At 58.3% G+C, this 12,925-nt stretch carries 13 protein-coding genes; 11 read left to right on the top strand and 2 right to left on the bottom strand.

What is annotated here, in order from left to right; genetic code table 11:
* Positions 1-3: 3 nt before the first annotated feature.
* The 9 genes from BOH68_RS16460 to thiO all read left to right on the top strand — a co-directional run bounded on the left by BOH68_RS16460 (position 4) and on the right by thiO (position 8,786).
* Entirely contained in the window at positions 4-348 is a 345-nt protein-coding gene (locus BOH68_RS16460; protein WP_077373450.1) for a hypothetical protein, read from the top strand.
* Complete coding sequence (locus BOH68_RS16455; RefSeq protein WP_077373453.1) at positions 348-833, top strand: type IV pilin protein; 486 nt, start codon at positions 348-350, stop codon at positions 831-833. Before BOH68_RS16460 ends, BOH68_RS16455 begins: the two co-directional genes overlap by 1 nt.
* A 215-nt stretch (positions 834-1,048) precedes the next feature.
* Positions 1,049-1,615 (top strand): GspH/FimT family pseudopilin, encoded by a 567-nt coding sequence (locus tag BOH68_RS16450; RefSeq protein ID WP_170877367.1) that lies wholly within the window; start codon positions 1,049-1,051, stop codon positions 1,613-1,615.
* Entirely contained in the window at positions 1,608-2,081 is a 474-nt protein-coding gene (gene pilV / locus BOH68_RS16445; RefSeq protein ID WP_077373459.1) for a type IV pilus modification protein PilV, read from the top strand. The genes BOH68_RS16450 and pilV overlap by 8 nt, the downstream gene beginning before the upstream one ends.
* Positions 2,078-3,034 carry a PilW family protein gene (locus BOH68_RS16440; protein WP_077373462.1) on the top strand — a complete coding sequence of 319 codons (957 nt, stop codon included), beginning with the start codon at positions 2,078-2,080 and terminating at the stop codon, positions 3,032-3,034. The genes pilV and BOH68_RS16440 overlap by 4 nt, the downstream gene beginning before the upstream one ends.
* Entirely contained in the window at positions 3,031-3,552 is a 522-nt protein-coding gene (locus BOH68_RS16435; protein WP_077373465.1) for a pilus assembly PilX family protein, read from the top strand. The genes BOH68_RS16440 and BOH68_RS16435 overlap by 4 nt, the downstream gene beginning before the upstream one ends.
* A gap of 11 nt (positions 3,553-3,563) precedes the next feature.
* Positions 3,564-6,980 (top strand): pilus assembly protein, encoded by a 3,417-nt coding sequence (locus BOH68_RS16430; RefSeq protein ID WP_077373468.1) that lies wholly within the window; start codon positions 3,564-3,566, stop codon positions 6,978-6,980.
* 84 nt (positions 6,981-7,064) lie between these two features.
* Positions 7,065-7,526, top strand: coding sequence for a type IV pilin protein (locus BOH68_RS16425; protein ID WP_052384920.1), 462 nt, complete (start codon positions 7,065-7,067; stop codon positions 7,524-7,526).
* Positions 7,527-7,640: 114 nt separating this feature from the next.
* The gene (gene thiO / locus BOH68_RS16420) at positions 7,641-8,786 is read left to right on the top strand and encodes a glycine oxidase ThiO (RefSeq protein WP_077373471.1); all 1,146 of its coding nucleotides are present in this window, start codon (positions 7,641-7,643) and stop codon (positions 8,784-8,786) included.
* A gap of 56 nt (positions 8,787-8,842) precedes the next feature.
* Here the strand turns inward: thiO and BOH68_RS16415 are convergent, their stop codons facing one another.
* Positions 8,843-9,106, bottom strand: coding sequence for a PP0621 family protein (locus tag BOH68_RS16415; protein ID WP_077373474.1), 264 nt, complete (start codon positions 9,104-9,106; stop codon positions 8,843-8,845).
* Positions 9,107-9,286: 180 nt separating this feature from the next.
* Here BOH68_RS16415 and BOH68_RS16410 point away from each other — a divergent pair, with 180 nt between their 5' ends.
* Positions 9,287-10,921: an NAD+ synthase gene (locus BOH68_RS16410; protein WP_077373477.1), complete on the top strand. Its 1,635-nt coding sequence runs from the start codon at positions 9,287-9,289 to the stop codon at positions 10,919-10,921.
* Positions 10,922-11,073: 152 nt separating this feature from the next.
* Here the strand turns inward: BOH68_RS16410 and BOH68_RS16405 are convergent, their stop codons facing one another.
* Positions 11,074-11,865 (bottom strand): outer membrane protein assembly factor BamD, encoded by a 792-nt coding sequence (locus tag BOH68_RS16405; protein WP_103751389.1) that lies wholly within the window; start codon positions 11,863-11,865, stop codon positions 11,074-11,076.
* A 106-nt stretch (positions 11,866-11,971) separates the two neighbouring features.
* Between BOH68_RS16405 and rluD the strand changes: the two genes are divergently transcribed.
* Positions 11,972-12,925, top strand: a complete 954-nt coding sequence (gene rluD / locus BOH68_RS16400; protein ID WP_077373483.1) for a 23S rRNA pseudouridine(1911/1915/1917) synthase RluD — start codon at positions 11,972-11,974, stop codon at positions 12,923-12,925.

Raw genomic sequence — 12,925 nt, 5'->3', positions numbered from 1 at the left:
AACATGCAGATATCACGACACAAGTGGCAGCGGAGCGGCGGCGCATGGATGCTGGCAGCCTGTGCACTCCTCACGGGGTGGGGCGGGACGGCCATGGCGGCAGATACCTTGATTCAGCTGGACATGGAGCAGACCGTCACAGGCGTGATTGATCAGGTGGAGGGGGACCAGCTGCAGCTCAACGACATGGGGTTCGTGATCCTGCCCACCACGCGCGTCCTCAATCGCAATGGGCGAGAACTTCAGGCATTCCACCTCAATCCGGGGCAGGAGGTCGAGGTACGCTTCGATCCGCGCGGCGAGCCAAGACCGGTGATCGATATCACGCTGCTTCGCAGGGGGCGTTGATGATCAGACGAACTGGCGGTTCTCGATCACAAGGTGGTTTCGGCTTGATGGAGCTGATGATTGCCGTGGCCATCATCGGAATCCTGGCCGCTATCGCCTATCCCAGCTATCAGGATCAGGTGGAGCGCTCACGCCGCACGGATGCCATCACGTCCCTGCTGGCGCTTGCCCAGACCCAGGAGCGTATCATGGCCACCTGCGGAGAATATGCCACCGCCAGTGTGACTGCCGCCACGGACTGTGATGATGCTCTGGGGCTCGGCGGAGACGGGATCGGGCTTGGCCAGGCGGATACGGCCAGCGAGGAGGGCTTCTATACACTGGCCGTCGCGGGGGACGCCGACAGCTATACGCTGACGGCCACTGCCACGGGCAGTCAGGCCAATGATGAGGACTGTGCCACCTTTACGCTCACGGAGCTGGGAGTGAAGGGAGCGGCAGTTCTTGAGGACTCGGAAGATACCGATAGCAGTGATTGTTGGTAGGCACTGACAGCCGACATTGCATGGCAAGCGCCTGAAGCCTCGATCTACGATGATCGGGGTTTTTTTTGTCATGTGCCAGTATTTCAAGGGACGCATGTTTGGACGCAAGCTCCTTGGTCTTGTTGTTGAGTATCGGCTGAGTGAGAATGTGTAACTGCTTAACTACGAATATTTGCATTTTGGTCGTCTTTCGGGCCACTCCAGTGGATGAATCAATGAAGCAATCCCTCCAGATGGCTACCGGGTACTCCGGGCAGCGGGTCAACGCGATGCGTGGTTTTACCCTTGTCGAGTTGATGGTCACCGTTTCGGTGTTGGCCATCATCTCGACAGTCGCTGTGCCTGCTTGGCAGGGGTTCATCACCCGTCAGGAGGTGGCAAGCACGGCCGAAACACTCACCGCTGCGCTCAACTATGCGCGGAGCACCGCTGTGACTCGAGGGCGCCAGGTATCCGTGTGCCCGCTTAGTGGGGACGGTACTCGTTGTGAGGATACGGCTGCCTGGAACAATGGCTGGGCAGTGGTTATAGGGAGCCCAGCAGAGGCTTTGAGCAACTTTAGTACCGATAAAGTCGAGGTATTACGCGAGCACACTGGCAGCGCTTCAGTGCAGATCGCGAGTAAAATCATTTCCTTTGATAGCCAAGGCGCGGTGCAAAGCACGACACACCTTCTGATATGTGGTCGTGTAACGTCACAGGCACATCGTCAGCTGGGTCTTTCTATCATTGGTCGCCTGGCGCCAGAGGCGTATGGAGCCGGAGGAATGAGCTGTGGATAAGGCATGCTGGCCAGTACGTCCTAACCAGCACGGGGCTAGTTTGATCGAGGCATTGATTGCCGTGCTGTTGATGGGGCTTGCACTGCTCGGGTTTGCATTGATGCAGATGGAAACTCTGCAGGCGAATAATGAGAGCTTCGCTCGCACTGAAGCGCGCATTTTGCTGGTGGGTATGGCTGAGCGCATTCAGGCGAATCCTGAAGGCCAATATTCGGGGAGCAATACGAAAACCGCCACGGAGCAGCAGGCCGTGACAAGCGATGATGCGCTGGCTGCCCATGACGTCTGGTCGTGGCAGCAAAGACTTGCCAATAGTCGTTTACCTGAATCCATAGGCACCATCACTGAAAGTGGCGGCCAGCTTGATCTCACTCTTTCCTGGCAGGCAGCAGCCGACAAGGGGAGTTCCGGAGATACGGATAGCCAAACACTCACTGAGACACTTCAGATCCGGATAGCGCCATGAAACCTTCAATTGGTCACCGCCAGTGCCGACTACAAGGACTTCGCCGTCAGCAGGGTATTGGACTGGTTGAGTTGATGCTGGGATTGGTGCTGGGGTTGTTCATCACGGGTATGGCGCTTCAGTACTTCCTGACGATACGCGCTACCGCAACGACCCAAGAAGCTCTTTCCTATCTTCAGGAGAGTGCTCGTCATGTTTCACACCGTCTGCAGCCGGTCATGCGCAATATTGGCTTCTCGGGGTGTACACCCTGGTCGAATGTCAGCGATAACACGGGAACTCACGCTCAACCTCTGGCCGTTAAGACTGTCACTGAGGGTGGGGTGGGCTATGATCGCCTTGCCATGCAGATTCCTGCCTTGGCTTTGGCTGATGACGGTCAACGCGGTTGGCAGTTGTCTTCCGCGGCCGCGCAGGGCGATCGCTCCATTGAGGTGAAGAGCTACAGTGGCGAGCAATTGTCATCTGGTAGTTACGTCATGATCAGCGATTGTGAGAGTGGTGACATCGACACTGTCAGTGGTAGTGAAGATGGCAAATTGTCATTGTCGAGTGGCTTGCAGCATGGCTACGGCGGTAATCAGCAAACCCATCCTTTCGTCTATCCTTTCGAGCGTTGGTATCTTGTAATGCTGACGTCTACCACTGATAACCCACAACGGCTTTGCCTCAGCTCGGATAATGCGTCAGGTGACGGCCCGGAGGCTGGATGTGCAGAGGAGCTGGCCAGTTACGTGAATGAGATACAGCTTCGATTTGACCTCGCCGTAGGCAGCGGTTACGCCGTTGATCAGACTGCCAGCCAAGTCGCAGGTCGTTGGGATCAAGTGCGGCGCATCCACCTTGATCTGGCGCTCAGCACGCCGCCTTCACTTCAGGTTGAAGGCGAAGCTGGTGGCACCATGCAACGTACCTTCTCCATGACGTTTAGCCCACGGAACCTTGGCTTATGAGTCCTCGTTATGCTTCGGCCCACCAGCAAGGTGGTATGGTGCTGCTGATGGTCCTGGTCATGCTGGTAGTCGTAGGCATGATGGCTGTGTCGGGCAGTGAAAATACTCAGTTGCAAACCCGTATGACGGTCAATGTGCAGCAATATGACACTGCTTATGCACGTGCTGAAGGATTGTTGAAAGAGGCTGAGGATAAGCTGGAAAGTGGTGTCATTTCACTGGGCGAATTTTCGACAGGAGAGAGCAACGGACTCTACGATCTGACGGTATCGGGTGTTGATGCGCCGAGTGATCTGCTGACTCCAGATGGCTGGACCGGTATCGGTCACTTAAAGGAAGGAGAGAGCGGAAATTACATCATCGAGTATCTGGGCAGCACCGTTCAGGGCATTCTCAATGCCGACAACATGAACAATGCCTTGCCCGAAAATGGATATCGCATTACTGCAGCTGGCTGGGGTGGCAGTGAGCGCCAGGCGCTGGCAGTCGTGCAGAGCGAAATCATACTGGCACAGTAAGGATTCTTTACATGACTCCGCGTACTTTACGTTATTGCCTGCTGCCTATGTATGGCTTGGCATTTATCACTACAGCAAGCTTTGCTGCCTCTTCAAATGACGAGCGTACACTCTCACAGCTGCCGATTACCCAGAACGTGGGTGTTACTCCGAATGTTCTGCTGTTGTTGGATGATTCTGGGTCAATGTCCTTTGAAGATACAGTAGAAGGCGGGGGGTCGCCTCGTGGTTATGATAAGCTATTCGGATACGATTGGCGTTGTTCCAGTTATTGTAATTGGAATAGCAGCTGGAAGTATGTGTTCTCCCAGTATGAGCTTGATAAGCATTTTTTCTGTTCGTCATATAACTCGCAGGCCTATAATCCAAATCTTGATTATCTTCCTTGGAAGCTAGAGGAAGATGGCACTCGGGCCGATGATAGTGATCCAGAAAATGCTTTGATTGATTATTCTAAAGGCGATGTCTCAGGAAATCGCGTTGACTTGACAGATCGTAAGCGTGGTTTTTCCTATTATGTGGATAGTGGTAATGCTGGTAGTGGTTGCAGTTTAAAATATGAAGTTTCAGATTTATTACCTGCACAAAAACAAAATTATGCTAATTGGTTTACCTATTATCGAGATCGTCTGAGTGTGGGTAAGGCGGCCAGTTTGGAGCTGTTGACAGGGACGCAATATCGTACTGGCTTCATGACGATCAATCCAGATGCTGATACAGCTCAACAAGTACCAGTCGATGATATTATCACCAAGATACTAAATACGGTCGGCAGTCTTTTGGGTTCTGCTCTTGGTGGGGCCGCTGTCAATACCAATGCGCACTTCGACGATGTGCGTGATGCTATTGCTACCAGTGTAATCAGTAGTGTCAATAGTTATCGCGGCACACCATTGCGTGAAGCACTTTATCGTGCTGGCGAATATTATCGCGGTGATAGCTCACCTATCATGAGTGCTGATTTGGGCGGCATGTGTCAGCAAAACTTCACCATTCTGGTTACTGATGGTTTCTGGAACCGCGAAAGTACCAGTGGCGATCGTACTCGCGTTGAGTCGATCGGAGATGCAAATAATGATGGGCGACGCTGGTATTACTCCAATGGAGGATACGGAGGCAAAACGACATTGGCTGATGTTGCCTATTACTACGCTAACAAGGACCTCAAGGAATCATTGGGTAGTGGTAGTTATGAGAACCAGGTGATGACGACCTATACCGTCGCATTTGGTGTCGAGGCTGATGATGACAGGTGGAATACTCGGCTGAATAGCGACATACCTGGATATGTTCAGGAATCGACCTCCAGCACCATCGATGACCTCAAGCAAGCTGCGGAAGATGGGGGCGGGCTCTACTTCAATGCCGCTGATCCTGCGGCCTTGGTCGATGCTCTGGCAGCCATTTCGCGAGATATCGTGGCGCGTGGTGAGAGTGTCAGCGGTGTGGCGACCAATCTGAGTACTGCGGAGGTTGAAGCAGGTGGTGTCGTACTTCAGGTCAGCTATTCCCCCGCCAGCTGGTCGGGGGAAGTCACGGCGGTATCGGCAGTGGCTCAGGGAGACTCCGATGCCGAAGTGGTGGATAGCGGGACATTCGAGGCAAACCAAGAGGCCCCTGTATGGAATGCTTCGGACAGGCTGACGGCCAATCTCAATAAGTCAGGAGCCGCCAGTCGCAAGGTCTACACCGCGGATAACGGTTCAACAGTCGTGTTTTCAGAGGGCAACCTCACCAGTGCGCAGCAGAAGGATCTGGAGCGTCATGCGCCCGATGATCTGAGCAAAAGAGAGGGGCGCGAGGCGGTGGTCGCCTGGCTCAAAGGGAGTCGCGCACTCGAGGGAAAGGGCCTACGTACCCGTCAGGGTAGCGTGTTGGGCGATATCATTGGATCTTCCCCAGTCGTTGTGACTCGCGATGGCGGAAATGGTCAGGGCAGTGTCTTTGTGGGGGCCAATGACGGCATGTTGCATGCCTTTGATCTCGAATCTGGCGATGAGCAGTTCGCGTATATTCCTGAGCTGTTGTTCAGCAAAGAAGATGGAGAAGGGCTCGGTTATCTGGCAAGCACCGGTTACCAGCATCGTTATTATGTTGATGCCGTCCCACGTGTGACGACGTTAGCTGAGGGGAGTACCTGGCTGGCGTCCGGGTTGGGCGGCGGTGGCCGTGGGGTTTTCGTGCTCAATGTCTCGGATGCCGTCAAAGGCAATGAGGTTTCGGCTGCTGGACTGGCAGGTTGGGAGTTTGGGGTCGCCAATAACCGCAATGGCCTCAAGGATAAGGATGTAGGCTATGTCTATGGCGGTGTTCATGTTGGTCAACTCAACAATGGCCAGCAGGCCTTGCTGATCCCCAATGGACTCAAACCGGAGAACGACAAGGCTTCTGCCACTCTGTTTCTGCGTGAGCTGACGTCTGGTACCGCGATAGCCAAGCTTGTCGGCGGGAGTGATGCAGGAGAACTCACCAGCCTTCAGGTCGCTGACCTTGATGGCAACGGAACGATCGATTTTGCTTACGGCGGTGATATGCAGGGGAGAATGTGGAAGTTTGACCTTAGTGAGAGGGACCCAGCGGAGTGGAAGTCCAGTCTGCTTTTCACTGCCACCTGTGACTCGGATAGTAGTGAAGGCTGCGCCAGCGGGAGTGTTCAGCCGATCACGGTCAAGCCGACATTGAGTCGCCTTTCTGGTGCGACGAATACCATGGAAGAGCCTAATCTCCTTGTGTCATTCGGCACGGGTGAACAGCTCTATACGCCGATTGATGATGACGTGGCCAGCCAGCAAAGTCTGTATACCGTGCTCGATGACGGCCAGCATCTCGACCTGGGGCGTGAGCAGCTTGAGCAGCGTGAGTTTACTGGTGTGGAGCATGCTGAGGGAGAGATTGTCGGGCGCACGCTGGATGGCCAGCTTTTTGATTACGGCCAGCAGCCTTTAGCCAGTGACAAGGAGTCACGCTACGGCTGGTATCTGGATCTCGTTGATGCTGGCGAGGAGGTCGTCCAGCCTGCCAGTTTGCTGGGCAATCTGCTGGTCGTCTCAACACGCACTGACGGGGGCGGCAGTAACTTCTGTGAAGCCAATAGTAGTGGTTGGTTGATAGCGGTCGACGTACAGACTGGTCTGCCGTCTTACGATAGCGGCAACTCAAGCTATGTCCCGATTTTCGATCTCAATGGAGACAGTAGCTTCGATGATGGAGATCTTATTGGAACAGTGAATGAAGCTGGTCCTGAGGTTGGCAATATCCTGGTCAGCATCAAACTCTCTGGTGAGCCTAGTGGCCTGGCCAGTATTGGCAATCATGTCTTTGTCGCTACTGGGGCCAGTGGCAGCGACCCTGGCACGGTTACTCCGTTCGAGCTCAATGTACAGACGTCTGCGACATCTGGCCGTGTCTCCTGGTACCAGCTGCGCTGAAGCTCTCGGTAAAGCGTGTACTTTTACTTCTTATGTCAGCCACCGCAACTTGCCGCGGTGGCTGTTTCACGACAGGACATGCCCATGATTGAACAAGCCATTGCCAATGAGCGTATAGACAGTCAGTCAAGCGCTTATCGAAGAGGGCGGGGCTTCAGTCTGATCGAGTTGATGATAGTGGTTGCCATCGTCGGCATTCTGGCTGCCATCGCGTATCCCAGTTACCAGAATCATGTTCTGCGTACCCACCGCGAGGACGCTCATGTCGCGCTGGTGTCGCTAGCACAGGCGCAGGAGCGCTACATGGCGCGCTGTGGTGAATACTCATCCAGTATCGGGGGTGGCTCGAGCTGTGATGATGACGGTTTGGGGCGTGCGACCACGTCGCCTGATGGCTTTTACACATTGAGTCTTGATGGCAATGCAACTGCTTTTACTGTCAAGGCGACGGCGACAGGTGTTCAGGCTCGCGATACTGAGTGTAAGTCCTTGAGCTTGAGTAGTACCGGGCGCCGGACGGCTGAAGGCGATGGCGATTGCTGGTAGCAGTGGCGAGAGCGGCCTCGGCGCGATGCTGGATTGGGCGCGGCTCGCTTGCACCGCCTTGCGGGCGGCGTATTCTGGAAGCCTTTCCCGGTCTTGAGGCAGGAGCGAACAGGCGTGAATGACTTTGTGGTGGTAGGCGGTGGCGTGATCGGCATGCTGACTGCGCTGGAACTGGCGGATGGCGGTGCCGAGGTCACGCTGGTCGAGCGGGGCCAGTGTGGGCGCGAGGCATCCTGGGCGGGCGGCGGTATCGTCTCGCCGTTGTATCCGTGGCGTTATAGTGCGCCGATCTCACGCCTGTCTGCCTGGTCGGAAGGTTTCTACCCCACGCTGGCCGAGCGCCTGATCGAGACCACCGGCATCGACCCCGAATATCGCCAGCAGGGCCTGCTGTACCTGAATGTCGAGGATGCCGAGCAGGCACTGGCGTGGTCCGAGGAATACACCAAGCCGCTGACGCGCGTGGAGGCTGACTTTCTTTATGACAAGGCACCGGCCGTCGCGCCCGGTTGCGAATCGGCGCTGTGGATGCCGACGCTGGGCAGCATCCGCAATCCGCGCCTGGGCAAGTCACTGCGCGCCGCTCTCGATGCCCACCCGCGCGTACGTCTGCTCGAGAATGTCGCGATACAGGGCATTCTGCTGCAGGACGACACCGCCATCGGCGTGCAGACCGCCAATTCAGTGCTGTCCGCCGGACAGGTCGTGGTCTGTGGGGGCGCCTGGAGTCGCGAGATTCTGAGTGAGGCGGGGCTGGCGCTGCCGGTGCGGCCAGTCCGCGGCCAGATGGTGCTGTTCAAGGCACCCAAGGGGCTGGTGGAGCGCGTGGTACTCAAGAATGGACGCTACGTGATTCCACGTGCCGATGGGCGCATCGTGGCGGGTTCCACGCTGGAGGAGGTCGGCTTCGACAAGGCGACCACCCTTGAGGCGCGTGAGTCGCTGATCAAGAGCGCCTGCGAGATCATCCCGGCGCTGGCCGAGTGTGAGGTCGAGCATCACTGGGCGGGGCTGCGCCCCGGTTCGCCGACCGGCACGCCGTTCATTGGTGCCGCGCCTGAACGCCGCCATCTGCACGTCAATGCCGGTCACTATCGCAATGGCCTGGTACTGGCGCCGGCCTCGACCCGCCTGCTGGCGGACCAGTTGCTGGGGCGTACGCCGATCATCGACCCCACCCCCTACCAGCCCGAGACCTTGCTGGGCGAGATCGCCACGCTGGAAGCCTCGTCCCAGCCAGACGCGACGCGCTGGGCCTGAGCATCGTCATGGCGTCTTCCCCCTCGAGCCTTCGTCTCGAGGGGGAAGACAGTGCGTTACTTGCGTGGGCCCTCGTCGAGGAAATGCTGCTGGTGCTCCTGACAGCAGAAGTGCAGCGCTTCATGGCGGATGGCGTCATTTTCCGGCAGATGCAGATCGCAGTAGGCGCAGCGCACCATGTTCTGGGCCTCGCGCTCGGCAGGCTGGCCGTCATCGTGGTTGTCCTGGCTCAGCTTCCATTGGCGATACATGCGATAGAGGCGCAGGCCTGCCCAGAACAGGACGACGAATACCAGCAGACGGATGATCAACAGGCTCATTCCTATATGACTCCCAGATGAGGCGGCGCGCGTGGCTTTTTGCCAGCGGCGCGACCTTGCGGGACAATGGCGGCCATCATGAGACTGATGAGCCGGTGCACGGCTCAGCAGTCTGAGCCAGATGTCTGGCCACAGTGTACTGGCCCCTTATCGAACCGCCAATCGAGAGATCCTTACCGCATGCAAGATCTGACTCTGGTGATGGCCCAGCTCGACCCGCTGGTCGGTGATATCCCCGGCAATACCGAGCGTGCCATCGAAGCCGTCCGTGAAGCGAGTCTCGAGCACAAGGCCGACGTCGTCGTGCTGCCCGAGCTGTGTCTGACCGGCTACCCGCCGGAAGACCTGTTGCTGCGCGAATCCATGGAGGCACGACTCGCCGAGGCGCGCGCGCGGATGGCCAGCAAGGTCGCGCGCGGCGTGATGGTCATCGTCGGCTACCCCGGCATGCGTGACGGCAAGCGCTACAACCTGGCCGGCGTGCTCAAGGATGGCGAGTGGATCGCCGAGTATGCCAAGCAGGCCTTGCCCAATTATCAGGTCTTCGATGAGCAGCGTTACTTCACGCCGGGCTCCGAGGCCTGCGTGGTGGAATGCCGCGGCGCCCGTCTGGGTATCGTGATCTGTGAAGACTTGTGGGATGGCGCGCCCGTTCGTCAGGCGCGGGATGCCGGCGCGGACATTCTCGTCAGCCTCAATGCCTCGCCCTATCATCTGGAGAAGCCGGCCGAGCGCAATCATCTGTTCGCTCAGCGGGCGGCCGAAGTGAAGTGTCCGCTGGTCTACGTCAATCAGATCGGTGGCCAGGACGAGCTGGTCTTCGATGGTGGCTCCGCCGCCATCGATGCCGAGGGCAATACCTGCGTGCAGGCACCCTGGTGGGATGTCGGCCTGATGCCGGTGCAGTTCCTCAAGGAGGAAGGCGGTAGCTGGGCGCCGCAGAGCGGCGAGATCGCCGAGCTGCTGTCACCGGAAGAGTCGCTCTACTGTGCACTGGTCACCGGCCTGCGTGACTACGTCAACAAGAGCGGCTTCAAGGGCGTGGTGCTGGGTCTCTCTGGTGGCATCGACTCCGGCCTGTCGCTGGCGATTGCCGTCGATGCGCTGGGCGCGGACCGCGTGCATGCGGTGATGATGCCGTACCACTACACCGCGGACATCTCCAGGGAAGACGCTGCCGAGCAGGCGACACTGCTGGGCGTGAATTACGAGGTGATGCCCATCGCCCCGATGGTCGAGGCGTTCACCGAGACACTGGCGGAGAGCTTTGCCGGCAGTGAGCGCGACACCACCGAGGAGAACCTGCAGTCACGCTGTCGTGGCGTGCTGCTGATGGCCATCTCCAACAAGAAGGGCCTGATGGTGCTGACCACTGGCAACAAGAGCGAGATGGCGGTGGGTTACGCCACCCTCTATGGCGACATGGTCGGTGGCTACAATGCGCTCAAGGACGTCTACAAGACCTGGGTATTCCGTCTCGCCAACTGGCGCAACACCATGGGCCCGGCGATTCCGGAGCGTGTCATCACGCGTCCGCCGTCCGCGGAGCTCGCCGAAGACCAGCTCGACAGCGACTCGCTGCCGGACTACGACACCCTGGATGCGATTCTCACCCATTACATCGAGGGTGACATGAGTGCCGAGGCGATCATCCGTGCCGGTTTCGAGGAAGAGGATGTCTATCGTGTGGTGCGTCTCGTCGACCGCTGTGAGTACAAGCGCCGTCAGGCACCGGTTGGCGTGCGTGTCACGCCGCGTGGCTTCGGGCGTGACCGTCGCTACCCGATCGTCAATGGCTGGGCGGCCGGCGACTGAGGCAACTCATGTTCGGTGTCAGGGATTGCGGATTCTTTGCGCAAGCCGCTGAAAGCGCCTGAGTCCGACGATTCTGGCCATGCTGACAGCATGAAAAAAGCCCGTGATCGGTGATCACGGGCTTTTCGATGGTGAGGCGGGAAGCCTGATCGTCAGACGGTCAGGTCATCCGCCTTCACGTAGCGCGGCTCGAAGGTACGGCCATCCAGACGCTTGTTGTCCGGATCATTCTGGATCAGCACCTTGAGCGTCTCGCTGGCGCGGTCGCGCAGACCGAGGCCCAGATAGCCTTCGACCATCACGGCCAGCGCATCACGAGTGGCAGGAGTGTTAGGGTAGTGCTCGATCACCCACTCGCCACGCTTCACGGCGGCCAGATAGGCCTGCTTGCGCAGGTAGAAATCGGCAGTCTGCAGCTCGCCACGCGCGAGTACGTTGCGCAGATAGATGATGCGCTGACGCGAATCTGCCGCGTAGGTGCTGTTGGGGAAGCGGCGCACCAGTTCGCCGAAGTCGACGTAGGCGTCCCGCGTCGCACCGAGATCCCGCTTGGAGATGTCGATCAGGTCCAGCGATTCCAGGCTGAAGCGCCCTGCACTATAGGCTGCCAGTCCACGCATGTAGTAGGCATAATCGACCTGCGGGTGGTCCGGGTGCAGCCGAATGAAGCGGCTGGCCGCCGCGCGTGCGGCTTCCCAGTTGTCCACCTGGTAGTAGGCGTAGATCAGCTCCAGCTGCGACTGTTCGGCATAGCTGCCGAACGGGAAGCGAGTATCCAGTGCTTCAAGTTGCTGCACGGCGGAGTTGAAGCGGCTGGTATCCAGGGAAACCTGAGCCTGACGGTACAGCTCCTGCTCCTGAAGATCCGGTGCCGGCTCGTTGGACGCACAGCCGACCAGCAAGGTGCTGGCCAGGGCGAAGGCAGTCAAGGGAAGGGCGCGCATCGGTTTCCTCATCTCGGGCAATCCATGGCGGGCATGCTAGAATCCGCCGATCCGCACTCACTATAAAGCAAAGGCCCTTTCCTGCGAAACGGCCTCAGAGAGCAATATGGCAGACACCATCAACCGCGAAGAGCGGATCCCGGAGGCGATGATTGGCATGCGCCTTGATCAGGCCTGCGCCGAGATCTTCTCCGACTATTCCCGCGAGCGCCTCAAGCACTGGATCAAGACCGGTGCCTTGACCCTCGACGGTGCCGCTGTCAAACCCCGCGAGAAGGTCTATGGCGGTGAACGTCTGGCCCTGACCGCCGAGCTTGAAGAAGAAGTCAGTCATGGCCCCGAGGACATCGAGCTCGAGATCGTCTTCGAGGATGACGACGTGCTGGTCATCAACAAGGAGCACGGCATGGTCGTGCACCCGGGGGCCGGCAATCCGGATGGCACGCTGCTCAATGCCATCCTGCACCATTGTCCGGGCAATGCCATGCTGCCGCGTGCCGGGATCGTGCATCGTCTCGACAAGGACACCAGTGGCCTGATGGTGGTCGCCAAGTCGCTGACCGCCCAGGCGGACCTGGTCGAGCAGCTGCAGGCGCGTACCGTGTCTCGCGAGTACGATGCCGTCGTGACCGGTGTGCTGACGGCGGGCGGTACCGTGGATGCGCCCATCGGGCGTCACCCCAAGGATCGCAAGCGTCAGGCCGTGACCCATAGCGGCAAGATGGCGATCACGCATTTTCGCGTGGTGGAGCGCTTCCGGGGCCATACCCATATCCGCTGCAAGCTGGAAACCGGGCGTACCCACCAGATCCGTGTGCACATGGCGCACCAGCGCTATCCACTGATCGGGGACCCGGTCTACGGAGGCCGTCTGAAGCTTCCGCCGGGGGCCAGTGACCCGCTCAAGGAGCTGCTGCGTCAGTTCCCGCGTCAGGCGCTGCATGCCCGTCGCCTCGCCTTCATCCACCCGATCACGGGCAAGGAAGTCGAATTCCGCGCCGAGATGCCGGGTGACATGCTGGTCTTGATCGACTATCTCAAGGAAGACATCGCCCGCTGA

Source organism: Cobetia sp. MM1IDA2H-1, from assembly GCF_002916775.2.
GTDB classification, from domain to species: domain Bacteria; phylum Pseudomonadota; class Gammaproteobacteria; order Pseudomonadales; family Halomonadaceae; genus Cobetia; species Cobetia marina.
The sequence above is the reverse complement of the archived record's forward strand: the minus strand, read 5'-3'. Positions and strand labels throughout refer to the sequence as shown.

Coding starts and splice junctions, on each gene's coding strand:
- BOH68_RS16415 (WP_077373474.1), bottom strand. CDS start 9,106: ATGAGCCTGTTGATCATCCGTCTGCTGGTATTCGTCGTCCTGTTCTGG.
- BOH68_RS16430 (WP_077373468.1), top strand. CDS start 3,564: ATGACTCCGCGTACTTTACGTTATTGCCTGCTGCCTATGTATGGCTTG.
- BOH68_RS16425 (WP_052384920.1), top strand. CDS start 7,065: ATGATTGAACAAGCCATTGCCAATGAGCGTATAGACAGTCAGTCAAGC.
- rluD (WP_077373483.1), top strand. CDS start 11,972: ATGGCAGACACCATCAACCGCGAAGAGCGGATCCCGGAGGCGATGATT.
- BOH68_RS16410 (WP_077373477.1), top strand. CDS start 9,287: ATGCAAGATCTGACTCTGGTGATGGCCCAGCTCGACCCGCTGGTCGGT.
- BOH68_RS16405 (WP_103751389.1), bottom strand. CDS start 11,865: ATGCGCGCCCTTCCCTTGACTGCCTTCGCCCTGGCCAGCACCTTGCTG.
- BOH68_RS16435 (WP_077373465.1), top strand. CDS start 3,031: ATGAGTCCTCGTTATGCTTCGGCCCACCAGCAAGGTGGTATGGTGCTG.
- BOH68_RS16440 (WP_077373462.1), top strand. CDS start 2,078: ATGAAACCTTCAATTGGTCACCGCCAGTGCCGACTACAAGGACTTCGC.
- BOH68_RS16455 (WP_077373453.1), top strand. CDS start 348: ATGATCAGACGAACTGGCGGTTCTCGATCACAAGGTGGTTTCGGCTTG.
- BOH68_RS16460 (WP_077373450.1), top strand. CDS start 4: ATGCAGATATCACGACACAAGTGGCAGCGGAGCGGCGGCGCATGGATG.
- BOH68_RS16450 (WP_170877367.1), top strand. CDS start 1,049: ATGAAGCAATCCCTCCAGATGGCTACCGGGTACTCCGGGCAGCGGGTC.